The organism is Pseudomonas sp. K2I15 (assembly GCF_002204795.1).
Classification (GTDB): domain Bacteria; phylum Pseudomonadota; class Gammaproteobacteria; order Pseudomonadales; family Pseudomonadaceae; genus Aquipseudomonas.
Genome location: NZ_NIXO01000034.1, coordinates 40,832 through 66,397, shown reverse-complemented (window position 1 = coordinate 66,397; position 25,566 = coordinate 40,832). Strand labels below are relative to the sequence as shown.

28 protein-coding genes are annotated in these 25,566 nt (G+C 60.5%); 10 read left to right on the top strand and 18 right to left on the bottom strand.

The genetic code is table 11. The features are described 5' to 3' along the window. A complete protein-coding gene (locus CEC48_RS19900; RefSeq protein WP_088425294.1) occupies positions 1-174 on the bottom strand; it encodes a DUF1427 family protein in 174 nt (57 codons plus the stop codon). Positions 175-263: 89 nt separating this feature from the next. Continuing rightward, positions 264-1,028, bottom strand: a complete 765-nt coding sequence (locus CEC48_RS19895) for a helix-turn-helix domain-containing protein (RefSeq protein ID WP_088425293.1) — start codon at positions 1,026-1,028, stop codon at positions 264-266. 116 nt (positions 1,029-1,144) lie between these two features. Between CEC48_RS19895 and CEC48_RS19890 the strand changes: the two genes are divergently transcribed. Next, positions 1,145-1,381 carry a DUF6555 family protein gene (locus tag CEC48_RS19890; protein WP_088425292.1) on the top strand — a complete coding sequence of 79 codons (237 nt, stop codon included), beginning with the start codon at positions 1,145-1,147 and terminating at the stop codon, positions 1,379-1,381. A 109-nt stretch (positions 1,382-1,490) separates the two neighbouring features. On the opposite strand, the gene CEC48_RS19880 is transcribed toward CEC48_RS19890, so the two are convergent. The 3 genes from CEC48_RS19880 to CEC48_RS19870 form a co-directional block, all read right to left on the bottom strand. Then, entirely contained in the window at positions 1,491-1,661 is a 171-nt protein-coding gene (locus tag CEC48_RS19880) for a metallothionein (protein WP_008437063.1), read from the bottom strand. Positions 1,662-1,753: 92 nt separating this feature from the next. Next, positions 1,754-2,209: a DMT family transporter gene (locus tag CEC48_RS19875; protein ID WP_088425290.1), complete on the bottom strand. Its 456-nt coding sequence runs from the start codon at positions 2,207-2,209 to the stop codon at positions 1,754-1,756. A 4-nt stretch (positions 2,210-2,213) separates the two neighbouring features. After that, positions 2,214-2,699: a DMT family transporter gene (locus CEC48_RS19870; protein WP_088425289.1), complete on the bottom strand. Its 486-nt coding sequence runs from the start codon at positions 2,697-2,699 to the stop codon at positions 2,214-2,216. A 118-nt stretch (positions 2,700-2,817) separates the two neighbouring features. Between CEC48_RS19870 and CEC48_RS19865 the strand changes: the two genes are divergently transcribed. The 3 genes from CEC48_RS19865 (at position 2,818) to CEC48_RS19855 (ending at position 4,634) form a co-directional block, all read left to right on the top strand. Beyond that, positions 2,818-3,750 (top strand): LysR family transcriptional regulator, encoded by a 933-nt coding sequence (locus tag CEC48_RS19865; RefSeq protein WP_088425305.1) that lies wholly within the window; start codon positions 2,818-2,820, stop codon positions 3,748-3,750. A gap of 138 nt (positions 3,751-3,888) precedes the next feature. Beyond that, positions 3,889-4,260, top strand: a complete 372-nt coding sequence (locus tag CEC48_RS31890; RefSeq protein ID WP_256579740.1) for a type II toxin-antitoxin system Phd/YefM family antitoxin — start codon at positions 3,889-3,891, stop codon at positions 4,258-4,260. Further along, on the top strand, positions 4,257-4,634 hold the full coding sequence (locus tag CEC48_RS19855; RefSeq protein ID WP_088425287.1) for a type II toxin-antitoxin system VapC family toxin: 378 nt from the start codon (positions 4,257-4,259) through the stop codon (positions 4,632-4,634). The genes CEC48_RS31890 and CEC48_RS19855 overlap by 4 nt, the downstream gene beginning before the upstream one ends. Positions 4,635-4,644: 10 nt before the next feature. Here CEC48_RS19855 and CEC48_RS19850 read toward each other — a convergent pair whose 3' ends face one another. Together CEC48_RS19850 and CEC48_RS19845 are read right to left on the bottom strand one after the other, a co-directional pair. Next, positions 4,645-5,964 carry an Nramp family divalent metal transporter gene (locus CEC48_RS19850; protein ID WP_088425286.1) on the bottom strand — a complete coding sequence of 440 codons (1,320 nt, stop codon included), beginning with the start codon at positions 5,962-5,964 and terminating at the stop codon, positions 4,645-4,647. Positions 5,965-6,005: 41 nt separating this feature from the next. After that, positions 6,006-7,559 (bottom strand): DUF726 domain-containing protein, encoded by a 1,554-nt coding sequence (locus CEC48_RS19845; RefSeq protein WP_088425285.1) that lies wholly within the window; start codon positions 7,557-7,559, stop codon positions 6,006-6,008. Between the two features lie 181 nt (positions 7,560-7,740). Here CEC48_RS19845 and CEC48_RS19840 point away from each other — a divergent pair, with 181 nt between their 5' ends. After that, positions 7,741-8,142, top strand: coding sequence for a RidA family protein (locus CEC48_RS19840; protein ID WP_088425284.1), 402 nt, complete (start codon positions 7,741-7,743; stop codon positions 8,140-8,142). On the opposite strand, the gene CEC48_RS19835 is transcribed toward CEC48_RS19840, so the two are convergent. The 3 genes from CEC48_RS19835 to CEC48_RS19825 all read right to left on the bottom strand — a co-directional run bounded on the left by CEC48_RS19835 (position 8,132) and on the right by CEC48_RS19825 (position 9,808). Next, the gene (locus CEC48_RS19835; protein ID WP_256579739.1) at positions 8,132-9,028 is read right to left on the bottom strand and encodes a LysR family transcriptional regulator; all 897 of its coding nucleotides are present in this window, start codon (positions 9,026-9,028) and stop codon (positions 8,132-8,134) included. The genes CEC48_RS19840 and CEC48_RS19835 overlap by 11 nt on opposite strands. Before the next feature lie 116 nt (positions 9,029-9,144). Next, entirely contained in the window at positions 9,145-9,450 is a 306-nt protein-coding gene (locus CEC48_RS19830) for an XRE family transcriptional regulator (RefSeq protein WP_088425283.1), read from the bottom strand. After that, the gene (locus tag CEC48_RS19825; protein ID WP_088425282.1) at positions 9,443-9,808 is read right to left on the bottom strand and encodes a type II toxin-antitoxin system RelE/ParE family toxin; all 366 of its coding nucleotides are present in this window, start codon (positions 9,806-9,808) and stop codon (positions 9,443-9,445) included. The genes CEC48_RS19830 and CEC48_RS19825 overlap by 8 nt, the downstream gene beginning before the upstream one ends. 448 nt (positions 9,809-10,256) lie before the next feature. On the opposite strand from CEC48_RS19825, the gene CEC48_RS19820 reads away from it, so the two are divergent. Both CEC48_RS19820 and CEC48_RS19815 read left to right on the top strand, forming a co-directional pair. Then, entirely contained in the window at positions 10,257-12,065 is a 1,809-nt protein-coding gene (locus CEC48_RS19820; protein ID WP_088425281.1) for a monovalent cation:proton antiporter-2 (CPA2) family protein, read from the top strand. Between the two features lie 72 nt (positions 12,066-12,137). Continuing rightward, on the top strand, positions 12,138-12,716 hold the full coding sequence (locus tag CEC48_RS19815) for a hypothetical protein (protein ID WP_088425280.1): 579 nt from the start codon (positions 12,138-12,140) through the stop codon (positions 12,714-12,716). A gap of 143 nt (positions 12,717-12,859) precedes the next feature. Here CEC48_RS19815 and CEC48_RS19810 read toward each other — a convergent pair whose 3' ends face one another. From CEC48_RS19810 to CEC48_RS19795, 4 genes are all read right to left on the bottom strand, one after another. Next, entirely contained in the window at positions 12,860-13,579 is a 720-nt protein-coding gene (locus CEC48_RS19810) for an alpha/beta hydrolase (RefSeq protein WP_088425279.1), read from the bottom strand. 12 nt (positions 13,580-13,591) lie between these two features. Continuing rightward, positions 13,592-14,347: a precorrin-6A synthase (deacetylating) gene (cobF, locus tag CEC48_RS19805; RefSeq protein ID WP_088425278.1), complete on the bottom strand. Its 756-nt coding sequence runs from the start codon at positions 14,345-14,347 to the stop codon at positions 13,592-13,594. A gap of 58 nt (positions 14,348-14,405) precedes the next feature. Next, positions 14,406-14,969 carry a histidine phosphatase family protein gene (locus CEC48_RS19800; RefSeq protein WP_088425277.1) on the bottom strand — a complete coding sequence of 188 codons (564 nt, stop codon included), beginning with the start codon at positions 14,967-14,969 and terminating at the stop codon, positions 14,406-14,408. A gap of 76 nt (positions 14,970-15,045) precedes the next feature. Further along, positions 15,046-15,600 carry a DUF4865 family protein gene (locus CEC48_RS19795; RefSeq protein WP_088425276.1) on the bottom strand — a complete coding sequence of 185 codons (555 nt, stop codon included), beginning with the start codon at positions 15,598-15,600 and terminating at the stop codon, positions 15,046-15,048. Between the two features lie 92 nt (positions 15,601-15,692). Here CEC48_RS19795 and CEC48_RS19790 point away from each other — a divergent pair, with 92 nt between their 5' ends. Next, positions 15,693-16,559: a LysR family transcriptional regulator gene (locus tag CEC48_RS19790; protein WP_088425275.1), complete on the top strand. Its 867-nt coding sequence runs from the start codon at positions 15,693-15,695 to the stop codon at positions 16,557-16,559. Here the strand turns inward: CEC48_RS19790 and CEC48_RS19785 are convergent. Next, complete coding sequence (locus CEC48_RS19785; RefSeq protein WP_088425274.1) at positions 16,537-18,630, bottom strand: EAL domain-containing protein; 2,094 nt, start codon at positions 18,628-18,630, stop codon at positions 16,537-16,539. The genes CEC48_RS19790 and CEC48_RS19785 overlap by 23 nt on opposite strands. A gap of 249 nt (positions 18,631-18,879) precedes the next feature. On the opposite strand from CEC48_RS19785, the gene CEC48_RS19780 reads away from it, so the two are divergent. Together CEC48_RS19780 and CEC48_RS19775 are read left to right on the top strand one after the other, a co-directional pair. Next, complete coding sequence (locus tag CEC48_RS19780; protein ID WP_088425273.1) at positions 18,880-20,196, top strand: serine hydrolase; 1,317 nt, start codon at positions 18,880-18,882, stop codon at positions 20,194-20,196. Between the two features lie 14 nt (positions 20,197-20,210). Continuing rightward, a complete protein-coding gene (locus CEC48_RS19775; RefSeq protein ID WP_088425272.1) occupies positions 20,211-20,540 on the top strand; it encodes a DUF6388 family protein in 330 nt (109 codons plus the stop codon). Here CEC48_RS19775 and CEC48_RS19770 read toward each other — a convergent pair. The 3 genes from CEC48_RS19770 to tssM are packed head-to-tail and all read right to left on the bottom strand — an operon-like array spanning position 20,537 to position 25,562. Continuing rightward, a complete protein-coding gene (locus CEC48_RS19770; RefSeq protein ID WP_088425271.1) occupies positions 20,537-21,454 on the bottom strand; it encodes a serine/threonine-protein kinase in 918 nt (305 codons plus the stop codon). The two genes, CEC48_RS19775 and CEC48_RS19770, sit on opposite strands and share 4 nt — an antisense overlap. After that, positions 21,451-22,179 (bottom strand): PP2C family serine/threonine-protein phosphatase, encoded by a 729-nt coding sequence (locus CEC48_RS19765; protein WP_088425270.1) that lies wholly within the window; start codon positions 22,177-22,179, stop codon positions 21,451-21,453. Before CEC48_RS19765 ends, CEC48_RS19770 begins: the two co-directional genes overlap by 4 nt. Beyond that, positions 22,176-25,562 carry a type VI secretion system membrane subunit TssM gene (tssM, locus tag CEC48_RS19760; protein WP_088425269.1) on the bottom strand — a complete coding sequence of 1,129 codons (3,387 nt, stop codon included), beginning with the start codon at positions 25,560-25,562 and terminating at the stop codon, positions 22,176-22,178. Before tssM ends, CEC48_RS19765 begins: the two co-directional genes overlap by 4 nt. Between the last annotated feature and the right edge of the window lie 4 nt (positions 25,563-25,566).

The following is a 25,566-nucleotide window of genomic DNA, read 5'->3' as shown; positions in this document are numbered from 1 at the left end:
TCAGGACAACCAGGCGCTGACCATCTGCCGGCCCATGGGCCAGAGCTTCTCGCCGATTAACATGCCCATCAGCCCTACCAGGGCGATGGCGGGAGGCGCGGGCGAGCGAAAGTCCAGGGCCCCGTAAATCACGCCGACCAACAGGCCGATGGCCAGGGAAATCAGGTAATTCATGGAAAGCTCCGCAGCAAGGGTTGATGCGGTCAGTGTAGGGAGCCTGAAACCGAAGCATCGGCCAAGTGCTTCAGAATTTCGGCCAAACCTCAGACGGGGTATTGCGACGGCGCCATCCCCAGTTCACGGCGAAACATGTCACTGAAACTGCTGGGTGAATAGCCCAGGGAGCGGGCGATAGCACTGACCGACTGGCCCTGGATCAATTCGGCCACAGCGGTGGCCAACTGCACCTGGCGGCGCCACTCGGCAAAGCCCATGCCCAGGCTGTTCTGAAACAGCCGGGCCAGGGTGCGCACGCTGGCGCCGGAGGCTTCGGCATGCTGCTCGAAGGGAATGTCCAGGGAAGGTGAGGCCATTACGGCTTGGCAGGCACTCATCAGGCGCCGGTCGGCGCCGATGGGCAAGGCGATGCGGATCGGCAAGCGCCGGGCCCGTTGCAGCTCCAGCAAGGCCAGGCCGACCACCGCCTTGTAGTAGGCCTGATCACCACTGTCGCCCTGCTCCACCAGCGCCACTATCAGCTCGCGCAGCAGGCCACCGACCTCGATCACCTGCACTTGGCCGTCCAGGGTCGCGGCCAGCGCCGGGCGCAGGTAGATGTTGCGCATCTGCAAGTCCGACACCACGCGAATCCCGTGCTCGACACCCGGCGGCAGCCACACCGCGCGCTGAGGCGGCACCACCAGGGCTTCCTGGGGCGTCTCGACCCACATCACCCCGCTCATGGCGTAAAGCAACTGGCCCCAATCGTGTTGATGGGGCTCGATGTACAACCCGCGCGGGTAGGTGCGCCCCAAGGGTTGCACAGGGACGGCGTGATCGCTGAGGTCGGGCGGCGCGGCAAGGGCCATGGAAGGCACATCATTGAAGGGTGGAACGCCATGGTAAGACCTGCGGCGGATAATCCGAATGAATTTTTACCGCTTCAAAGGGGTCACTTAAAGACACAGGGAGGGTTAACGGATCCATGACTAACGCAAAACTTTTCGTGATCGACTACACGCTGCATGGCCAGCCCAAGTCATTCATCATCCGTCTGGAAAAACTCGACAACGCCGAAGCCTGGCATTGGGCAAGTTGCGATGCCGGCGTAGGCCGTATCGGGCGCTTCGCCCGCGAGCAGGTGAAGAAAACCAGCCAGCCTCAGGCCGAGAAATTCGGCATCGAAAACGTGCAATGGCGCCGCTCGGATGCACGCCTGTAGGCGCGAGCTTGCTCGCGAAGGTTTGTAACAATAATGCGGGGTACCTGGTACCCCGCGTCGCTCTCAGGTTTTTCGCGAGCAAACTCGCTCCTACAGGAGGTGGCACGCGTCAGCCGTGTGCCGACTTGGCGCACTCGCAGCCGGTCGCTGAAGCGCAAGGCTCACCATGGGCGTGATGTTCGGCGCAGCCTTGGCAGCAATAACCCTTGCCATCCTTCATCACCGCGTTTTTCCCCAACTGGCAATTGCAGTGAGGGCAGGCGCATGTTTTCTCTTGCATGGTCAGACTCCTTTTTCGTGGTCGTCCAGGTGTGGCGAACACCGACACCTCAAGCAGTGACTGTAGGCAATGATCCAAGGTTCAAAGCCCGACTAATCAGCCCGACGAGCGTTGCTGCGGTACATGAACACCAGGGCCAGCGCCAGGCAGAGCATCGCCACGATCCGGCTACCGGACAGTTCGATGGCCGGATTGCCCAGCCAGCCAAAGTTGTCGATCAGCATGCCCATGCCCAACTGCCCGACAATCACCGCCACCGTCGCCACTGCGGTGCCGACAATCGGTACCGCGCCGACCATCACCATCATGTACACCACGCCAAATAACGCGCCGGTCAGTTGCCACTTCGGCACGTCCAGCAGGCTTACCGCATGGGCCGGTTCGAAGAACAGAATCAGCAAACCGGTACTGATCGCGCCCACCACAAAGGTCAGCAGACTGCTGCGCAATACGCCCACCGCCTGCCCGAGGCGGCCGTTGATGGCGGCCTGCACACTCAACACCGCACCGGCGGCCACTACCACTACCAACAACAAAATCAGATTCATCGCCTTAACCCCGCGCAATCAAAACAAGTGCTACCACGATCAATGCCAATGCGATCCAACGCTCAACGTTGACACGCTTGCGGGCGGTGCCGAACCAGCCAAAGTGGTCGATCAGCACGCTCTTGCCCACCTGGCCCGACAAGATCGCGATCATGGTCATCGCGATGCCGATATGCGGCGTGGCCAGCGTCAGCACCACCACGTACATGGGCCCCAGGAACCCGCCGACCAGTTGCCAGCGCGGCAGATCGGTCAACGCCGGGCCCTTTTGCGGGCCGCTGAACAGCAACAGCAAAAACAGGATCGCCGAGCCGACCCCGAAGATGCTCAAGGTCGCCCACAAGTGCCCAACCTGCACCCCCAGCGGGCCCAGCAACCCGGCCTCCACCGACAAGCCCATGCCAGCGAAAATCACCAGCGGCAGCAACAGCAACCGAAGAAACGTCTTGGGCCTGGCCTGGGCCACACCCTCCATTGAAGAAGCCTGCATACATCACCTGCGCGTTAGAGAAAGGAACAATGGCGCGCATTATCCGGTGGCACTGCTGTGCGATAAATGGGAGCATGCCGATAACACCTTTGCGCAATACGCACAGCTTGGAGTGATGATGCAGGGCTTGAGCGAACTGAGTTTCAAGGCGCTTCGACTGTTTGTCGCGGTACTGGACTACGGCAGCTTCTCCGAAGTCGCACGTCGCGAGGGCCTCGCGCCCTCCTCCATTTCCCGGCAAATCCAGTTGATGGAGCAGGCCCTGGGCCAACAGTTGTTGTATCGCCATACCCGCGCGGTCAGCCCTACCGAAGCCGGACGCCTGCTGGGCCGTCATGCGCGATTGATGCTGGAGCAACTGGAAGCCGCCGGCCAAGCGTTGCAGGAACAGGAAAGCGAACCCAGCGGCCTGGTGCGCATCAATGCGCCCATGGTGTTTGGCCAGCGTCATCTGTCGCCGTGGCTGGGGGAGTTGTGCCGGCGTTACCCGAAGCTGCAACTGGATATCCAGCAAACCGACACCTACGTCGACCCGTTGCAAGACGGCACTGACCTGCTGTTTCGCATTGGTGTGCTGAACGATTCCGGCATGCAGGCACGAATCTTCGCACCCCAGCGCTTCCGCCTCGCGGCCAGCCCCGGCTACCTGGAGCGTTTCGGTACGCCTCGGCATCCCGAAGAACTGGCCAATCACCAATGCCTGGCCTACAAGGGCGTCACCGGCCAGCAGCGCTGGTTCTTCCGCCGCGACCAAGGTGACTGGACGCCCTACAGCGTCAAAGGCCCGATCACCGGCAACCACGCCGACACCCTGACCCACGCCGCCGAACAAGGCCTTGGGCTGGTGGTGTTTCCGTCGTGGTTGATCGGCGAAGGCCTGCGCACCGGCACGCTAAAGGCGGTACTGACCGACTATGAAGTGGCAACGACCCTGGAGCCGCAACAGATTGCGGCACTGTGGCCGGGTAGTCGGCGGTTGTCGTTGAAGGTGCGGACGGTAATCGACTACTTCGTCGAGTGTTTTGGGGCCGTGCCTTACTGGGACCGTTAAGCTGTAGGGGGAAACTATTCGGCCCGCCCCGTCAGGGAAAATCCCCCCTCAAGTAAGCCCATTCTGATTTTACGAAACGCTGATCCAAAGTCTCTTGCACTCGGGCAGACTTCGACGAATTCCTTCAGGAGAGACGTCATGGATGCCAGTCATTACCCGCTCGGAAACACACAATCACGCCCGCAAAAATCACCCTCAACCAGCAGTCGGCTGATCTTTGCCTGTCTACGAAATTTTGGCTATATTTGGCCAAAACCGGGGAAAGACCAAATGATTACCGTACCGTTGGGCGAAGCAAAAAATAACCTGTCAAAACTGGTCGATGATGCCGCTGCAGGCCAAATCATCACCATTGCCAAACACGGGCGCGCCATGGCCCGCCTTGTCCCCGTAGGAAAGCCTACGGGTCGGCGAATCGGCGCGATGAAGGGAAAACTTGTAGTGCCGGATGACTTTGATGCGCCATTGCCAGCCGACATGCTGGATGCATTCGAGGGTAACCATCCATGAGAGTGTTGCTGGATACCCATATTCTGCTTTGGGCCCTGAGCGATGATCCAAAACTGTCCGCCAAAGCCCGAAAGTTGATAGAGAACGCGGCAGAGATCTACGTCAGTGCCGCCACATTCTGGGAGCTCGCGATAAAGGTCGGGCTCGGAAAGCTCAACGTAAACCTGGAAGAAATTCGCGAATACTGCCAGGAAAGCGGCTACGTGGAATTACCCATCACCTCGGAACATGCCATTGCGGTCAAGGACCTTGAGCACCATCACCGGGACCCGTTTGATCGACTCATCATCGCAACCGCCATCAGCGAACCGATGAAGCTGTTAACAGCCGATCCGGTGGTGGCAAAATACACGCCGTTGGCCGTTTTGACGTAAATCGCTTCGTTCAGAACAACCACTGCCCGATCAGCCAGGCATTCGCCCCGCTGATCACCGCAAACAAGCCCCAAGCCAGCAGCCGTGTGGGCAAACTGTTAACGAATGGCCCCATCAGGCGCTTGTCACCCGTCATGCGGATCAGTGGGTACAACGCAAACGGCAGTTGCAGGCTCAACACCACCTGGCTGAGGATCAGCAGCTTGCCAATGGCATCGTCACCCATCAGCCACACCCCGAGGAACGCCGGGATGAGCGCCAGGCCACGGGTGATCAGACGGCGCTGCCAGCAGGGAATACGCAGGTTGAGGTAGCCTTCCATGATCACTTGCCCGGCGATGGTGCCGGTGAACGTGGAGCTCTGCCCGGATGCCAACAGCGCAACACCGAACAGCACGCTGGCGAAGGCACCGCCCACCAGTGGGTCCAGCAAGTGGTAAGCGTCCTGGATTTCCACCACATCAGTGTGGCCGGTCTGATGGAACGCCGCAGCGGCCAGTATCAGGATCGCCGCATTGACCAGCAGGGCCAGGGCCAGGGAGCCGATGGTGTCGATACGCGCCAGTTTGACCGCGTCCTGGCGGCTGGCCAGGTCCTTGCCGAACAGCCGGGTTTGCACGATGGAGCTGTGCAGGTACAGGTTATGGGGCATCACTGTTGCACCCAATATGCCGATAGCCAGATACAACGGTGCGGCATCACTGATGGCCGACAGCGACGGGGTGAAACCACGGAACACGTCTGGCCAGTAAGGTTTGATCAGCACCAGCTCGATGAAGAAACACACGCCGATGGTCGCCACCAATGCCAGCATGATCGCTTCCAGTCGGCGGAAACCGCGATTTTGCAGGGCCAGGATTAACAGCGTATCGAAGGCGGTGATGACAATCCCGGTGGTCAGGGACACGCCCAGTAACAGGTGAAACGCCAGGGCGCAGCCGAGGACTTCGGCCAGGTCGGTGGCGATGATCGAGATTTCCGCAAGAACCCACTGCACGAACGACGAGCGCCGGCTGTAGCGCTCTCGGCTCAATTGCGCGAGGTCCTTGCCGGTGGCGATGCCCAGCCGTGAGCACAGGCACTGCACCGCCATCCCCGCCAGGCTCGCCAGCAGCACCACGAACAACAAGTTGTAGCCGTAGCGCGAACCGGCTTCGATGGCCGTGGCCCAGTTGCCCGGGTCCATGTAGCCGATGGAGATGAGCAAGCCTGGGCCGGCAAACTTCAGCACGCGCTTGAAAAACGAGGCACGGGGATCGACGACGATGGAGCCGGCGACTTCCGGCGGGCAGAACGGGGCGGTGGCGATTTTTGGCAGGCTGAATTTCACGCGGGGTACCAGGCTTTCACACAAGACGTGAACGCAGCTTATCAGTCAGACGCGACAGTACGCATCACCGTCTCCCGGGGCAGGTCGAATGCCTCTACCACCTGAACCACCAGATCCAGCTCCTGGTTCAGCGCCTCACGCTCCATGCGCTCGCGAATCACCCCGATCACCAGCACCGCCAGGGTGGTGATGGAGTACGCGGGACCGGAAAATGCCCGTACACCTGTCACCAGCAGCATCGCTGCCGCCAACGCCTGGCCCACCACCGGAATCGCTGTGGCCGCGCCCCGGCGCAGGATGAACCCGGTGAGCCCAGCCAGCGCAGTGCCGCTCAGAGCGGTAGTGGCTGAACGCCCGACATCAAAGCGATTGAAAAAGCCCTGTTCCTTTTGTGCCGCAGCCTTCAGCTCCGCCTCGAACACTTGCCGATCGGCCTGGCTCAGCTTGTCCTTGTATTGCTCAATCAACCGCTCGGCGACCTGCACTTCCAGATCCGCCAGGGCAACTTTCTCGATCGGTTCATCAAACTTGATGCCCACCCGCTGCGCCACATCCTGGGCGATTTCGCGATAGCTCACACCATGGCCACGAGCCAGGTTCATAAAGCTGTCGCCGCCCATGCGCTGCAACTCGATGGCCAGCTTCAAGGGTTCGCGCACCGTGGCGTCGATAGAGGCACTGCGCTTCTGCGCCATCAGCTCGGCAAAAAACTTCAACTCTTCCGGCCGCGCCTGCACCAGCAGCGCAAACAGGTCAACATCCTCTTCGGCAAAACGCACTTCGCTGCTGCGCTGATCGGCGCGGATCATGCCCCGGCGCTCCTGCAACAGGTCGGTGTACTGCACCACTGTCTTCAACTGCGGCCAGTAAGCGGCGTGGTCGAACGTGGCCAGGTGCACATTGGCGACCTTGGCCTTGAGCGCAGGCGTCAGCGGGATGGCATAACGACCGATGCAGCGCTCGGTGTCGGGTTTGAGCGCCAGGGCCCAATCCTTGCTGGAATGGCAATTGATCACCCGGCCCTTGAGTGGCGCCGACACCAGGTCCCACGGGCTGGACGTACAAATTGCGCCGCCCATCAGCAACAGGTTGTTCAGCGGCAATTCACGCGCCACTTCTGGGCTCGCCAGCAGGCTCTTGACCAGAATTCGCGCGCCCAGGGAATGGCCGACCAGGTTGATCTGCCGCACAGTGATCGACTCGCCGTGCAGGTAGTTGGCCAGTTCGGGCAGCAGGCTTTTGGCGACCTCATCCACGCGCGCCTCGACGCTTTTGTAGTGGTCGAGGAAATAGGCAATCGCCTTGCCCACGCCGATGGTCGCCGCGCCCAGGCTGCCGCCGCCGAGCATTGAGGAGATCACATCCTTGAACGGCGCAAACAGGTTTTCCAGGAAATGCCCAGCCGGCCAGAACAGCATCAGGTTGGTCGAGCCTTCGATGGTTGCCAGTTGCTGCGAGAAATTGCCCAGCTGCTGCTGGTTGAAGAACGCCGAATAACCATGGACGTAGAGATTGAGCACATCCCCCTGAGGCTCGCCACACAACACAAACGTGGGCTTGCGAGTGCGGTGCATTTCATCCCACTGGTGTTGCATGTGGCGGTGACTCCTGGTGACGACGGAGGGCGATAGTAACAAAGGGTGACGTCCGGGAATGTGAAAAACTGATATTCGGACTGTCCATGGACATGCACAGTGATGACAGAAAACACGGATTTTGTTCGGCTATTCAATCCATTAGCCTTTGTCGGGTCAACGACTGAACCCGAGGAACCCCATGAACAAGCCCGAATTTTTCATCACGCCCGGTTACGGCGACATCGCACGCGAGAGCCTGCATTACGCCCAGGCAGTAAAAATCGGAAATCGCGTAGAGACCTCAGGCCAGGGCGGCTGGGATGACGCGTTTCAGATCCCGGAATCCCTCAGCGACGAGATCGCCCTGGCGTTTCAAAACCTGGAACGTACCCTGGCGCAAGCAGGGGCTGGCTGGGAGCATGTGATCCACGTCAACTCCTACCACGTGGGCGGTTTTCCACCGGAGGTGAACGAGCAGATGGTCAAGTGGTACCGCCACTACATGCCCAACCACGCACCGATCTGGACCGAACTGGGTGTGGAGGCCCTGGGGCTGCCGGCAATGCGTGTGGAAATTCGTGTGACGGCAATTATTGCCTGACGCCGAACCGCTCGATCACCCAGTCGATAAATACCTTCAGCCGGGCGTTTTGATGTCGATTGGGTGGGTAAATGATGTGTAACGGCGCGGCGGGCCGTGTCCAGTCTTCAAGCACCGGGACTAACTGGCCCGTCGTTACGTAGTAGTCAACGATGGACTTGAAATGCTGTCCGACGCCCAGGCCGGCGAGCAGCATTTCTTTGAGGCCATTGCCTTCGTTGGTGGAAAACGCGCAGTCACCTATTTCATGACGGGCCTTCCCCTTCTCGAAAAACAGCGGCTCCGGTTTACCCGCCCCGGCAAAGAAATACCCGACCTTGAGGTGGTTTTTTTCGAGGTCTTCGGGAAACACGGGCGTGCCCATGCGCTCCAGATAACCGGGCGCCGCGCACGTGACGTACTCCAGGTCCGCAACCTTGCGGCCGATCATTGCCATGTCATCCAGCTTGCCAACCCGCAGCACGCAATCCACGCCCTCGCCCACAATATTCACGGCACGGTCGCTGATACCCAGCGCGATGGTGATGTCGGGATACTCACGATGGAAATCCACCAGCGCCGGGATCAGCAGGCAATTGGCGAAGGACGCCGGCGCATCTACCTTCAGGTGGCCGCCGGGCTTGAGCTTCTGGCCACGCAGGGCGTTATCCAGCTCATCCAGTTCGGCCACCAGGCACAGCGCATGGTTGTAGTACTCCAACCCTTCCGGTGTGGCCGCCAGTGCACGAGTGGTGCGGTGCATCAGCTTGACGCCAAGGTGCTTCTCCAGGTCGGTGATAAGTTTGCTGACGGTAGAACGCGGCAGCACCAACTGGTCGGAGGCGCGGCTGAAAGAGCCGGTTTCAACGACACGGACGAAGGCACGCATGGCAAGCAGTTGGTTCACGATAATGTCCGGCAGAGCGAGAATGCCAAGTATTGTCCATAAGCCTGCACAATGGCGACAGGCGTTCGGATAACAAAAAGCCCGGCGTATGGCCGGGCTTTAACGGAAAGAATGACTCAGTTGGCAAAGTTCTCAATCTTTACCTGGCCATCCGGAAACGTGGCGACAATCTCCAGCTCCCCGCCCATGGCGCGAATATAGTTACGCAGCGTGCTGATATACATGTCTGTGCGCCGCTCCATTTTGGAAACGGCCGCCTGATTGATATTCAGCGCCTTGGCCAACGTGTCCTGGCTCATCTGCTGCGCCTTGCGCAGTTCATGCAGAGGCATTTCTTTCAGGTGCTGCTGGAAGATTCGCTCTGCATCGGCCCGGGCTTGCGGTGTCATGCGAGCTTGGAGCTCACTAAATTTTTTAGCCATGGTTACGGCCCTCTTTACGCAATGTTTCCAAATGTTCGTCATACAACTTCTCAGCCCGCGGGACGTGTTCGTCATACCAACGGCCTCGTCCGGTTTTGTCCCCGCCTATCAGCAATAAGGCACACCGACGCGGATCAAACGCATACAGAACGCGATAAGGTCGCCCCGCGTGCTGTACCCGCAGCTCTCGCAAACTGCCGTGCCGCGAGCCCTTTATATCGCTACTGTGAGGAAATCCCAGGCCCGGGCCCAGTAGTCCCAGCAAATCCACACTGGCCGATACCGAGGATTGCTCCTTTGCATCCAGATCGCCCCACCAGTCTCCAAACTCGTCCGTGTATTCAATGTCCCAACTCATGTAAATATGCCATTCATGGAATATAAACTCAAGGGCATAACTTTATGAGTTTCCGGAACCGTATGGCCACCGGATATTCCCGACAATTTGTTTACGGATCGCTCCCACGCGTTACTGAGACGAAAGCCCCTACACGGTCTCCTCTTGATTCAACCGAAAACATTCCCGAAAAAAAACCGCCCTCACGGGCGGTTCAAGGGACTCGGCCTTGATCAGAAACCGAGGTAGAAGTCGGTGAATACGCATAACCGGGCAGCTCACTATCAGTGTCGAAACAATAGTAGCGCCACAAAAAACCACTCAAATAAATGGCATTAATACGTTCGCCAATGTACTGCGCCAATCTGGCCCTACACGCATCCCTCGGTAAAAATTCAGATTCCCGAAGGTAAAAAAGCGCTCTAATAGCGCCCTGTTGATTCGGCAAAAAAAGATCCTGGAGCCCCCAATGCCCCATGAAGGCAACCTGTTACAAGCGGCTGTGGTGTTTCTGTTCGCGGCGGTGCTGACCGTTCCCCTGGCCAAGCGCCTGCAACTGGGCGCCGTGCTGGGCTACCTGCTGGCGGGGGTGATCATCGGCCCGTCGGTACTGGGCCTGGTGGGCAACCCGCAAAGCGTCAGCCAGTTCTCCGAGCTTGGGGTGGTGTTGCTGCTGTTCATCATCGGCCTGGAGTTGTCACCGAAGCGCTTGTGGGTGATGCGCAAGGCGGTGTTCGGTGTCGGCCTGGCGCAGGTGTTGCTGACGGGCACGGTGATCGGCGTGGTGGCGCTGTTCGTGTTTGGCCAATCATGGAACAGCGCAATTGTGCTGGGCCTTGGCCTCGCCCTGTCGTCCACTGCGTTTGGCCTGCAAAGCCTGGCCGAGCGCAAGGAGCTTAACCAACCCCACGGGCGCCTGGCCTTTGCGATTCTGTTGTTCCAGGACATTGCGGCAATCCCGCTGATTGCCATGGTGCCGCTGCTCGCCGGCAGCGATCACCCCACCACCACCTCCCAAGGCCTGCAGCACGGCTTGGAAATATTGGGCAGCATTGCCGTGGTGATCATCGGCGGGCGCTATTTGTTGCGTCCGGTATTTCGCATCGTGGCCAAGACCGGACTGCGGGAAGTATCGACTGCCACAGCGTTGCTGGTGGTGATCGGCACGGCCTGGCTGATGGAACTGGTCGGCGTGTCCATGGCCCTAGGCGCCTTCCTCGCCGGCCTGCTGCTGGCAGACTCCGAATACCGGCATGAGCTGGAGTCGCAGATCGAACCGTTCAAGGGCCTGCTGCTGGGTCTGTTTTTTATCAGCGTGGGCATGGGCGCCAATATCAGCCTGCTGTTCAGCGCGCCGATGATCGTGTTGGGCCTGACCCTGCTGCTGATCGCCATCAAGCTGCCCCTGCTGTTTTGCGTGGGACGCCTGGCGGGTGATTTGAACCGTGAAAGCGCGCTGCGCCTGGGCGTGGTGCTGGCAGCCGGTGGTGAGTTCGCGTTCGTGGTGTTCAAGATCGGTCGCGACCAGGGCCTGTTCGAGCCGCACCTCTACGACATCCTGGTGTTGACCATCACCCTGTCCATGGCCGTAACGCCGTTGCTGCTGTTGATCTGCCCTAAGCTGTTCAAGCCCAAGGTCAAGCCGGTGGAAGTGCCCGAGGAATACCGCGCCATCGAAAGCGATGCGCCACGGGTGGTGATCGCCGGGATGGGCCGTATGGGGCAGATCGTGGCGCGGATCCTGCGGGCGCAAAACATTTCGTTTATCGCCCTCGACACCTCGGTGGAAACCATCGAACTGACCCGCAGCTTCGGCGGCATGCCGGTGTTCTACGGCGACCCCCAGCGCCCGGAAATCCTCCACGCGGCAAAGGTCGATCAGGCCGAATTTTTCGTGATCGCCATGGACGACCCCGAAATCAATATCAAGACCGCCGAGCTGGTGCGCAGCCTCTACCCGCACATGAAGATCATCGCCCGCGCCCGTAACCGCCAACACGTGCACCGCCTGGTGGACCTGGAGGCGTCACCGGTACGTGAGACGTTTTATTCCAGCCTGGAAATGAGCCGCCGCACCCTGGTGGGCCTTGGCTTGACCCAAGCCCAGGCCGATGCACGTATCAGCCGTTTCAAAAACCATGACCTGCAACTGCTGGCAGCCCAACACGCCGTGTATGACGACGCAGCCAAGGTGATGCAGTCGGCCCAGGAAGCCCGGACGGAATTGGCGCGGTTGTTTGAGATGGACCGACTCGAAGAAGAGTCCGACAAGGTGTAAGGAGGGAGATGAACGATATTGCGAATTTTCTGACAGAATACGGCGCAATTTCGTTCATCCTTGGAGAGCTTCATGGCCACCCTCAGCAAGACCGCAGCCCTCTTGGCCCTCGCCCTGGCCGCCGGCTTCGGCGCCAGCCAAGTACTCGCCGCCAGCAAGCCTGCTGCGCAGAAAACCGCCACCCAGACCATCTCCACCCTGGACGGCAAGTTCAGCTTCAACCTGCCCAAGTCATACCAGGCAGACCCATTGCCTGCCGGTGATGCCGAGCACGGCACCGCGGGCGCCAGCGGCACGATGTACAGCGATCAGGCCACCAAAAGTGTGATCTTTGTGGTCGAGAAACCGAGTGTCGCCGGCCTGATCAAGGACAACGACCCGCAGTTCCTCGACGGCGCCGTAGCAGATTTCGTCAAGGAGCAAAGCGCTGCCCTGCCGGACTTCAAGAAAGGCGCCGAGAAGAAACTCACCGTTAAAGGCCTGGCCCTGCGCCAGGTGGACAGCACCGCAACCATGGGCGGTGGCAAGACGCTGAGCTCCACATTCCTCACGGGCTCCGGTAGCCACCAGTTGGTGGTGCAGGCGATTTCCCGGGCGGATGATCAAGCCGGGCATGCCCTGTTGGTGAAGCAGATTATCGGCGGTAAATAACCGGTTTTATCGGGCAATGAAAATCTAATGTGGGAGCGGGCTTGCTCGCGAAGGCGGTGGCTCAGTCAAGTATCGGGTGACTGACACAACGCTTTCGCGAGCAAGCACGCTCCCACATTTTGACCGCGCTCACATCGCAGGATTCAGCGCAGGCTCTTTTCCAGCCACTGCTTCAAGTCCAGCAATTCCGCCTCACCGACGGTATGAATCATCCCGGGGTAGCCATGGAATTCCGGCTTCAGACCAATCCCCTGCAACACCTCATTGGCCCGCGTTGCCGAGTAGTAAGGAAGCGCCTGATCCAGCGTCCCATGACCGATAAAAATCGCCAGCTTGCCCAGTCGTTCGTCCGGCTTGAGCTCAGCCTTGAGCACCGGTAGCACGCTGCCACTCAACGCCGCAATCCCGCGCAGACTTTCGGGATGCCGTAACCCCACCTCGTAGGACATGATCGCGCCCTGGCTGAACCCTACCAGAAACACCCGCTCACGTTGGGTGTGGTACTTCGTCGTGGCTTGGGCAACGAAGTCCTCGATCAGCTTGGCGCTGCTCTGCAAATCGGCGGTCTCGCCATCAAAATCGCCATCGCCCGGCTTCTTGCGAAACCAGCGATAACCCCCGCCCTCCACCGGCATCGGAGCCCGCGCAGACAGGTAAGTCCAGGTCGACGGCAAGCGGTCCTTGAGCCCGAACAAGTCCGCCTCGTCACTGCCATAACCGTGCAGGAATATCACCAGTGGCTCGTTGCGCGCATCGCTTTGGGTCTGTTCCAGATAAGGCAGCGGCAGGTCCGTGTGCAATTCGGCTTCGGCATGGGCGGCGCTGGTGAACAGCGCCAATGTGAGGGCGATCAGTTTGAGCATGGGCATCAACCTTCAGGGTTTGCGCAACAAATAGGTATCCATGATCCAGCCATTGGCCTGGCGCGCCGCCTTGCGCACTCGTTCGATCTCTTCGGCCACTTCGGCCACTTTGCCGCTGATCAGGATTTCGTCCGGTGTGCCCAGGTAGGCGCCCCAGTAGATATCCAGGTCTTGATCGGCCACGGTGCGGTAGGAATCTTCGGCATCCAGCATGACAACCAGGGTGTCGGCATCACTCGCCTGGCCTGCCGCCAACCGGCGCCCGGTGGTGATTTCGATCGAGCGGCCGATGCGGTTCAACGGCACTTTGTGCTGGGCCGCCAGGGCCTGGACGCTGGTAATCCCGGGGATCACCTCAAACTCGAACGCGCAACTGCCGCTCGCCAGAATCGCCTGCAGGATACGAATGGTGCTGTCGTACAGCGCAGGGTCGCCCCAGGCCAGGAATGCGCCGACTTCACCGTCGGCCATTTCGTCGTTGATCATCCGTTCGAAGGTCTGCTGCTTATCGCGGTTCAGGTCCTTGACGGCGGTGGTGTAGTCGATATCACCGCGTACACGCTCGGGGCAATCGGCCTCGACAAAACGGTAGGCGTGATCGGTGATGTAGGTTTCGCAGATTTCCCGGCGCAGGTCGATCAGCTTGTCCTTGCTCTGGCCCTTGTCCATCAGGAAAAACACGTCGGTGCGGTTGAGCGCCTTGACCGCCTGCATCGTGATGTAGTCGGGGTTGCCGGCGCCAATGCCGATGATCAGGATGCGTTTCATGGGAAAGTCTTCATGGGTGTTCTCGGTGCGGGGAGCGGATTTTGCCATGTTCGGGGCGTCAGGCGTGAGTTTCCAGGCGCAGGCGCCAACGACCGTTGAACCGCAACTCGGTGGATGACAGCGGCTCCACGTCGATCAGGTTGAACTGTGAGGGCGGGCATTGCATGACGTACAGCAGCGCCGCGCGGATAACGAACGGGTGGGTCACGGCCAGCACATGCCCCGGCGTTTGCTCAAGGGATTGCAACCACTGCCCTACCCGTTGACACAACTGCACCACCGATTCGCCACCATGGGGCGCGGAGGTGCTGTCGGTCAACCAGGCCTGTAGCGCTTCGGGTTCGGCCTGTTGGACCTCATCAAGGGCGAGCCCTTGCCAGCGGCCGAAATCGCAATCGCGCAGGGCTGTGTCAACCGAAGCATCGGCGGCAAACAGCGTCGCCGTCTGCCGGGCTCGCGCCTCCGGGCCACACAGCACAAAGGGCGCGCGCTTGAAGCGCGGCGCCTGGGACAACGCTGCTTGCTGCCAGTCCATCTCCACCGGTTCATCCAGCGCAAAGCGTCCCCGTTTATGGGCGCGGGTGCTGGCGTGGGAAACAAGGGTCAACCGGGTGGCCTGCATGAAAAATCGCTCTGGTTTTAAGGTGCCGTCAACGTAGGCCGGCGAAGCTTTTTCAATATCTTACAACGATCCGGACTCACACCCCTGGCCGCGCCAGATAAAACACCTCGTAGCCGCTGCCTGGATGGCGCACGTCCAACGCCTTCTCCGACAAGGTAATCCGCACCAGCTTCCACGCCTGCACATCCAGCGCCAGAAACACTGCAAAATTGTCGCTGCTGTCTGCGATCTGCTGATTACGCGCTTTTTCGGTGGCCAGGATTTGCGTACGGTCCGCGCCCGGCGCCAGCGCCCACTCTTCCCGATACAGGCTCAAGGCGTTTTGCGCCGGACCGCGCTGCACATCCAGCGGTAACCAGGACTCAATGTGCGGCTGGCCAAAGCTGTCCAAGACCTTCTGAAAGCGCTCGCCGAGTAAAAAGTCCGCGGCCTGCAAAGGATCCGACCACAGATAAACCGACGAATACAGATTGCCCACACCCGGCCCCTGCCCCCGCTCCTGGGCGATAAACGCCTTGAACAATAAACCCTCGGTGTGATCCCACAGCGGCCCCAACCGGGCGGCCCGCTCACGGATGACACCCATATCGTAATCGGCTGGCAAGCGGTGTGAATACTGTTTGGCAAACATCATGGCGCTCCTGTTCAGATGAGTGGCCAGCTTGCGCAGCGGCCGTGATTTCAGCAAGATATCACTCGATATAGGTATGATAAGGAATTGAAATGAGTGACACACTCAAGCCGCTGGATATCGACACCGTGCACGCCTTTGTACTGGTGGCCGATTTCACCAGCTTCACCCGCGCAGCCCAGGCCCTCGACACCTCACAGGCAGCCATCAGCCTCAAGCTCAAGCGCCTGGAAGACCGCCTCGGTTACCGCCTGCTGGTGCGCACACCACGGCATGTGCGGCTGTCGCCCCAGGGCGAGCAGTTCATCGTCGCCGCCCGAGCGCTGCTTAATGCGCACGAGCGGGCATTGGGTGACATGGGCAACGGTGCCCCACGACGGCTGGTGATCGGCATCAGCGACCATGTGGCAGGGCCTGACCTGCCGCAGTGGCTCAGCCGCCTGGCGGCCTATGACCCGCTGGTGATTCTGGAGGTGCGGATTGCCTCGTCGCGGGACCTGGTCGCAGCGTTCGATCGCAACGAACTGGACGCAGTAATCGTGCGCAACGAGGGCGACCGACAGGACGGTGAAGTGTTGGTGGTTGAGCGCTTTGGCTGGTTCGCCGCACCGACCTGGCAACACACGCCCGGCACGCCGTTGCGCATGGCAACCATGGCCTCGCCTTGCGGGGTGCGACACCTGGCGGTGCGGGCGCTGGATGAGGCGCGAATTGACTGGACAGAGGTGTTTGTCGGCGGTGGCGTCATGGCGGTAGGTGCGGCAGTCAGCGCAGGCTTGGGGGTGGCGGCACTGGCCCGGCGAGTGGCACCGGCAGGCGCTCTGGACGTCAGCGAGCAATACGGGTTACCGGCGCTGCCCGTCAGCGAAATCGTGCTGCATAGCCGGATCAGTGATGGCCGCTCTCGCGAGACCTTGCGCGCGTTAAGCGCAACATTCAGAGGGGTTTTGGAGCGCTAGTTTGCATCTGGGCATACCGCCCCCGCACAAACCGCTCCAGTTCATCTCCCGGTAGCGCCTTGCTGAAATACCAGCCCTGGATAATCAACTCCGAACCCGACTGCAAAAACGCCAGCTGCTCGGCTGTTTCAACCCCTTCCACCACTACGCCAAGGTTGAGCGCCTCACAAAACCGCAGCATGCCGGTCAACACTCGGGCGCCCTTGGGGTCATGCTGGGCCACCACAAAACTGCGATCGATCTTGATGAAGTCCACCGGGAACTGATGCAAATAACTCAGCGCCGAAAACCCGGTGCCAAAGTCGTCGATGTACACCTTGGCACCAATCGCCTGCAGCTTCTCGATCATTTGCCGCGTGCCCTGGATATCGCCCACCAAAGCGTCCTCGGTGATCTCCACCGACACCTGCCCGTGGGCCTGGGCAAGTATCTCCACCAGCCGGTCGCCATAAGCCGGGGTCGTCAGCGTGGCGCTGGAGATGTTGATCGTCATCGGCAACGCAAAGCCGACCTTCTGCCACTTCTGGTACTGGCGCACGGCTTGGGATGCCACCCACACATCCACGTCGGGCATCAGCCTGGCATGGGCCAGCCATTGCAGGAACTCCCAGGGCGAATGCACCGTGCCCTCGGCATCCCGTGCGCGCATCAACGCTTCGCAACCGGTGCAGAGGCCCGTGAGGGTAGAAATCTGCGGCTGGAATTCGAGGTAAAACTCGTAGTCGCTGATCTGCTGGATATGACTTAACTCGCTGACCTGACGCGCCTGCGCCTTGTGGGAGGCCATCACCGGGTCCAGTTCCAGCAAGCGACCCTTTTCTTCCAGGCCGCGAAAGGTCATGTCCAGCGACTTCAAATACACCGTGCCGCCCTCCGTAGCCTGGCGATGAATTGCGCGCACATACGGCGCATAAATCAGCGTACCCAGCCCCAGCAACATGACCTGTAGCAACACCGCCGCCAGGTCGCCATGGGTACTCAAATAGGCGTTGAGCAACACCGGCGCGGTAAACGGCACACTGACCACCGCAGGCGACACCCAGCCAAGCTGCACTACCACCAGCGCCAGCATCGCGTTGAACGCCGGCACCAGCAGAAAGGGAATAAACAGCCGTGGGTTGAGGATAATCGGCAGGCCAAACAACAGCACTTCACTGACGTTGAACAAGGACAGTGGCAGGCTGGCCATCGCCACTAATCGCATGGACTGGCTCCTGGAAAATATCAGTATCGCCAGCAGCAGGCTCAACGCACCACCCGAGCCGCCGATAAACGCAAAACTGCCCAGCAAGCCACCGTTCAACACATATTTGACCGGTTCGCCCGCCGCCACCGCCGCGTTATTGAGCGCAACGGCCTGGTCCAACACATCAAACAACGGTTGCATGGCATAAACGCCATGGATGCCAAAAAACCACAGCAGCGAATTCATCAGGGTCACAAACAGGCCGGTGCCATACGGCGATTCCAGTGCATCCAGCACCTGCGGCCCCTGAAGCTGTGCCACCTGCGGAATCTGCAACAGCAACGACAGCAAGAGCACCAGCCCGAGCGCCGTGATCGCTCCCGGCACCACCATATTGATGGTGCCTTTGAGGTTGTGTCCCACCAGGTCTTCGTTGACCAATCGGGTCCAGCGACGCTTATGCAACCAGGCGATGACTGGCACGTTGAGCAGCGGCGAGGCAATCGCGATGAACAGCACGAAGGTCGCCGAGGCACGGGGAAAGTCTCGCAGCACAAACGTTGCGATCACCACATGGGCCAGGCACAAGAACGCCACCGGTAGTTGCGGCAGACGGTATTGGATCGCGAGCATGTAACCGATGGACGCTGCCACCAGCAGCGGGATCACCGAGCTGATCTTGTCGTGCAGCCCCGAGAGGAACGCCACCACCTGAGGGTGGAATCCCAGTACCCGGGCGCATTCGGACAGGATCAGGAACCCGGCCGACACCAGCAGGCACGGCAGTATCCACAACAGCCCCTCACGTATGGCCCGCAACGACTCGGTGCTGGCCAAGGCTGCCAGCCGCTGGGTGAAGAAAAGCTTGAACAGTGTTTGCGCCATCACCTGTCCCTCTGCACATCGCGCTCGATCCCTGATGCCAGGGTCGCGAAATAACACCTGGCCGTAGCCTTTATCGCCGGGGTAACGCTACACGTCCTGATACCGCGAGCGAAAGACTTTTGCTGCCACGGGCGCAATTATTCAGAATCACCGTATAGGGCTGATGCTTGTCGATTGGGGCGGGTTGGCCCATCCTTTGGCGCACTTGTTGTCGTAAAAAGCGACGCTCCCTTCGAACGGACTCGACTGATGCTGCGATTCTCCCCCCTCATGACCTGTGCGCTGCTCGGCCTGATCAGCCCGTTGGCCAGCGCCGCCAGCGCTACCTTCCCGGATGCACAGGCCAGTGACCCAGCCAAGCTTCAATGGATGGTCGGCGCACCACCACCGGCAGACCGCACCGTACGCTTTGAAGACGGCAGCTATTTCCGCTTCCCGGCCATGCGCTGGAGTGTTGCCAACTTTCGTCAATTGATGCCTACCGTGAATGTCTCCCGAGGGCTGGGTGCGCCGCTGGCGTTGCCGCGCAAACTTGATCCGGGTATCGATGCAATCCGCGTGCTGCCAGTGGGTGCGACCCAGCCGCTGACCTGGCGCCAGACCCTGGACGCCACCTACACCGATGGCATCGTGGTGATGCATCACGGAGCGGTGGTTTACGAGCGCTACTTCGGGGTACTCAAGGACGACGGGCAACATGCGGCCATGTCGGTCACCAAATCGGTAATCGGCACCTTGGGCGCCCTACTGGTGGCCGATGGCACCCTCGATCCACAGAAAAAGATCGTCGACTATGTGCCCGAACTGGGTCATTCAGCCTTTGGCAGCGCCACCTTGCGCCAGGTGCTGGACATGACCACTGCACTGGACTACAGCGAAGACTACGCCGACCCCAACGCCGAAGTCTGGGCCCACGCCCAAGCTGGAAACCCGCTGCCTAAACCCAAGGAGTACACCGGCCCGCGCAGCTACTACGAATTCCTGCAAACCGTAAAACAGCGCGGCGAACACGGCCGCGCCTTCGGCTACAAAACCGTCAATACCGACGTGCTGGGCTGGGTGATCGCCCGCGCTACCGGGCGCAATGTTGCGCAACTGCTCAGCGAACGCATCTGGAGCCGGCTCGGCACCGAACAGGACGCCTACTTCACCGTCGACTCCATCGGCACACCGTTTGCCGGTGGCGGCCTGAACACCGGGCTGCGGGACCTGGCGCGGTTTGCGGAAATGCTGCGCAACGGCGGGCAGTTCAATGGCCAGCAGATCGTGCCCGAAAGCGTGGTGAAAGACATTCGCCAAGGCGGCGACAAGCAGGCGTTCGCTCAGGCCGGCTACAGCCAATTGAAGGGCTGGAGCTATCGCAACATGTGGTGGGTGACCCACAATCCGGACGGCGCCTTTATGGCCCGTGGGGTACACGGCCAGAACATCTATATCGACCCCAAGGCTGAAATGGTGATTGTTCGCTTTGCCTCACATCCTGTGGCGGGCAATGCCGAAAATGATGGGGTGACGTTGCCGGCCTATGCGGCGATGGCGGATTTTTTGATAAACAAACAAGACTGACGTGGAGTAAACCTTTGTCACAACCCGGCGAAAACCACCAGCTCGCCCTGGACAGATTCTTGAGCGAGCACCCGGCCCTGGCCGCAGAACTCAATACGTTGAACCCACTGGCGGCACAGGCCAAAGGTGAAACAATCGAGCAATACCGCGCCGAGCGCCTGCATGAAGCCTTTGAGGCCGAAGCCGAGCAACAGGGCCTGTTTGCCTGGGAACTGACGCTTAAACTGACGGCGCATTCCCCGGCGGAATTCGAGGCCCAACGCCTTGAGGTGCACAAGGAAGTGGCGCAAATGGCAGGCCTGAGTTGGGCGGAATATTGCCAGTTGCATGATCTGCCCGGCTAGAACCAGTGGCTCAAGCCTTGGCGGGTATCGCCGAGCACCTCGTGTAACTCATCAAGGGTGATGGCCCTGTGTTCAGGGTCTGGCGCCAAAGCCGTACGTAAGGCCGGCCAGCAATGCCGAGGCAACTGCCTGGGTCGGAGCGGCCGGTCACCGGACTGGCGCCGTCCGTGTGCCAACTCGTAAAGCACACACGCCACCGCGTACAGATCAGCACTGGCCGACAGCGCACTGCCGGCCAGTAACTCCGGCGCGGCGTACGCTGGCGTCCAGGCATTGAAACGACTGCGGCTCAAGCCTGCCGATCCCGCTGCAACCTGCCCTGAAGCCTGGCCCAAACCAAAATCAAACAGGCGCAGCCCGTCATCTCCCACTATGACATTGCCGGGTTTCACGTCGCCATGCAGCACACCCTGCTGATGGCTATGGCGCAACGCATCGAGCAGTTGCACGGCGATGCATTGCAACTCCCGCCACGGCAGGCCGGCGGGGCACTCCAGCAGCAGCCGGTCCAGGGTCATGCCCTGGAGCAGTTCCATGGTGAAGAAAGCCATCTGGCAGGGAGCATCCACTTCAAACGAAAACACACGCACCACCTGCTCATGCCGAAGGCTGCGCGTCAGGGCAAACTCGCTGTAGAGCAGCACGTGGGCGTCCGCAGATTCGCGGATGGCTTCGCCCAGTACCTTGATCGCAACACTGGAGCGCGACTCGCCAAACTGTTCGTGCAGCAGGTCCCGTGCGCGATAGACCACGCCCATGCCGCCGGCACCCAGCACTCGTTCGATAAGGTATCGCCCGGCAAGCACTGCAGGCATGCCATCACGCTGCGGGTTTTCCTGCGCCCTGGCAAAGGCAAAGTGGGTCAATGGGTGACTCAGAGAGGACGTGGCCTTGATGTCTGCCTCATCGCTCATGACTGCACCACCACCGCGGTCAGGTTGTCGCTGGCGGCACCGCGCAATACGCCTGTGAACAGTTGGTCGAGAACCCGCTCTGGGGTTGCCAGGCTCAATGCCTGCCCCAGCTCGCAATGGCTGAGCGCCTGGTACAGGCCGTCACTGCACAGCAGAAACACATCCCCAGCCAATGTCTTGAGCTCCAACACCTGCGGACTCAACGGATCCCGCGAGCCGATTGCGCGGGTCAGAGCCCGTGAATCAGGATGTGCCCTGGCCTGTTCCGCGCTCACTCGCTGATCAATCAATTGCTCGAACAACGAATGATCCCGCGACAGCTGGTACAACGTCTGCCCGCGCCACAGGTAGCAACGACTGTCACCGGCCCAGACACAAGCGGCGCGATCGCCCTGAAGCAGCAACGCCACGACGGTGCTCCCCATGGTGCGGTCGCCGCCATGGGCGGTTACCGTCAACTCCTCGCCCAGCCGCCGGTTGAGCCATTGCAGGCAACGTCGGGTCGACTCGACACGTTCGTCCAGGCTACCCCGGCCAGGCAACGACGCCAGGCTATCGACCACCAGTTGGCTGGCAATATCACCCGCCCGATGCCCGCCCATCCCGTCCGCCACGGCCCAGCAGCCAAGCCTCGGACAATCGAGAAAGGCATCCTCGTTGCGCGACCGGAGCTTGCCACGGTCCGTTCGGCCAGCGCTGCGCCAGCGATCCTGACCTTGGTTCACAACTGCTCCGGCAGGCGAAAGGTACGCCACTGCGCCATCTGAAACGGATTGGGCGTGCGCCGGCTGGTCAGCAAGTAGTTGGCGCGCAAGCCTGCAAGGTCAGCCTTGAGGATCAGCACGTCCTGCCCGCTGGAGGGTTCGCTCTGCATCAGGTCGAACAAGCGGAACACGGACCAGGCCCCGGCATTTTTTTCGAGTCCCAACGCCCGCTCACTGCCCCGCTCCAACACCAGGCTGCTGCGACCATTTTCAGCCTCGGTTGGCCATTGCATCGCCATGGGGACAATCGGCCCGTGCCGGTACTCCATCTGCTGGTCACCAAGACGCAAGACCGCGCGGCTCACCGCCGGGTCCAGGCTGTAGGGCGCCAGCGTAAAACGAACCTGCAAGTCACCCGGCTCATCCGCAAAAAAACCGCGCCTGATCACCTGCACCTTCGCTTGCTGGTCCAGCAACGCCCGGGACATCGGCAAGCTTCGGCCATCCAGGCTGCGCAGCCTGTAGCGACCGGCATCACCGCTGACAAACGGCCTAAGATAGCTGTCAAAAAACCGCGCCATCACCCCCTCGGGTTTGAAGAACTCCTGAAAATCGTGGAGGGAAACGTCGCTGCTGGCGTGGGCATTGAACGGGAAACGTTGCTTGATCGCCTTGGCGTAAAAACCATATACCTCACTTTGATAGCGCTGGTTCACATGGCGATAGGCTTGCTCGAGCAGGCGGCGCCAATGCTCGTCGGCCAGGCTTTCGAACCAGCCCGCCAGCGGCAATGGCAAACGTGCAGTAACGTTACGCAGGTTACTCAGCGCATCCTGCTGCCCCTGGACCCGGCGCTTGACCATCTCAAAGGCGACCGGCTCGGGCGAGCCTTCGCGATTCAAGACCGCCAACTGCAGGTGCAAGTCGTTGAGTGCCTGCAACGCTTGAGTCAACTCGGCGCCCGGGTTCTGCTGGCTGTCCAGCAACTGGTGCAGGGGCTCGAAACGGCGTTGCATTGTAAGCCGTGCCGTGTCGGGCAACGCGTTAGCCAACCCGGCCTGGGCGACCTGTACCAGTTCTGCCGCAGGGCCTGGCAGTTTGGCAGCCAGGTCATCGAGGCGTTCGTTGGCCAATGGCAAACGCGTGTTGTCACGAACCTGTTGTAACAACTGCAGCAACGGTGACTGGGCTGACGTCAGGCTGGCGAGTTGCTCGGAGCCTTGCCGGGAATTGTCAGTCTCACGCAGGCGAATCCGCCCAAGCGCCTCACTCCAGGCATTGGCATACTCGCTGAAGTAGCGTTGCTCAAGCTCCACCATCAACCGTTGCAAGTCCATCGCACTCAGGTCAGCGCCCTCCCCCAGCACCCAGTTGTCCTGGACAATGGTGTTTACCAGCCGCGCACCCTGCTCTTCGAAATGCCGCAGGTACTTCCTGGTATAAAACCCTGGAATGGGAAGGTTGACCCCGTCAAACACCGACCCTTGTGCAAGGCGTAACGGTTCAAGGCTGCGGGCTTGTTCGCGCAGTACGCGGTAAACCACATCGACCAGTGATTCACCCCGCAACACGTGGCGCGCCTGGGCCACCAGTTCGTCATTGAGCGACTGCACGAACGGCTGCTCAAGCAAGTGCGCGAAGTGCTCATTCAAACGGGTTTGCACGGAAGGCTCACCGGCAAAACGTATCGACCAATGCCCCGCCACCCGCTCGCGCAGCCAGCCGGCATCCCGGCGCTCCCGCAGGTTGAGCATCAGGTACGCGCGAAGGTTATCCTGCAAACGCTCGCGATCTTCCAGGCTGCCGCGAACCTGCTCTTGCAGCATCTCGCTGACCTGGGACAGCAGTAACTGACCCAAGGCGTGCTCATAGGCCTGCTCCAGCACTGGACGGCTGATATTGCCTTGATACAAACCAACCCGTTCAGCCAGCCTCGCCTCGCCCTGCACGGGAAAAACCCGAGTGGCCGCCAGGCGACTGTCCAGCAGGGGCAGGAGTGCCAGGGTAGCGTCCGATCCGGGCTGCGCGGGCGCAGGCTGTCGCACCAGATCCCGCAGTTGCTCCAGGCGCTGATGATTGGAAGAGTAACTGTGGGTCCAAAGCAGGCCCGCAGCCCCCACAACCAGTAGCGCACTGAGGGCCAGCAAACCCTGACGCCAGCGTATTCGACGTCGCTCCTGACCGTCGAGGCCCGCCAGATCGGCTTGCGCCAGGATCACCCGGTTGAACAATCCCTGGATAAAGTGCGAGCGAGGTTCAAGTGCCTGTGAGCCACCGTCCGCACTGGTCAGGTAGAAACCACGAAATCCATTGGTACGCTGATAACGCGGGCCGCAGAAGGCAACTTCGATGTACAGGCTCAGACGTTCGCCAATCCGGGCCGCCTGATGAGGAAAATCGAGCATCCGGCCGCGCAGGTCGCTGTTACGCTCCTGGTGCAAGCGCTGCACAAGCTCACCGCTCAAACGCTGAAGCAGGGCTTCAAACGCCTGGCGTACCTGGCTGATTTCAATACCGCCTTTGCCCGGGACGATGTATTCGCCGAGCACCGCGTCACTGCTCTCGCCCAGCGGGCGGTCGAAGAACTCTGCAAATCCCCGCAGGCGGTCCGCCTGGGTCACCACCAGATAAATCGGCACATCTACATGCAACGTCTGCTGGATATCCTGCAGCCGACTTTGGACTGCCCGGGCATCATTCTCCAGATCACGCTCGCTGCCATGGAGCAATGTTTCCATCGACAGGGCCACCACCACACCATTGAGCGGGCGTGTTCGGCGACGCACCTTGAGCAGGCCCAGCAGCATCGACCAACCTGCGCCATCCACACTGCTGTCAGGCTGGGTGAGGTAGCGGCCAGCAGTATCGAGCAATACGCCGTCTTCGGCGAAATGCCAATCACAGCAGGAGGCTCCACCGACATCCGCAGTCGACTCGCCCCTGTCCTGGAGCAGTTGCAATCCGCTGGCTGCCAACATTCGGGACTTGCCACTGCCTTGCTTGCCGATCAACAAATACCACGGCAATGCATTACGCCAACGCGGGCTGCGTTCGCCATAGATCCTGGAGTTTTTCAGGATCTGCAGAGCGTCCTTGAATCGATCGCGCAGGTGCCGCTGCTCGTTTTCGACAAGACCTTTGCGCGGGCGCGGGTCAACATGGTCGATGGCGCCTTGTCGCGTCATGCTGCGCCAATTGGCATACGCCATCGCCAGGCCCCACAACAGAAACAGCCCGCTGATCGTCAACAAGCGCGCTGCCGCGGTTTGCCAGAATCGATAATCATCGACGGCCAGCAATGGCCCGAAGAACCACACTGCCATCGCAACCGCGAGCACCAGCAACAGGCTCCAGACCCAAATCCTGCCCAGCACAGCGCCCGCGTTCCTGAAGAATGCGTTCATGAGT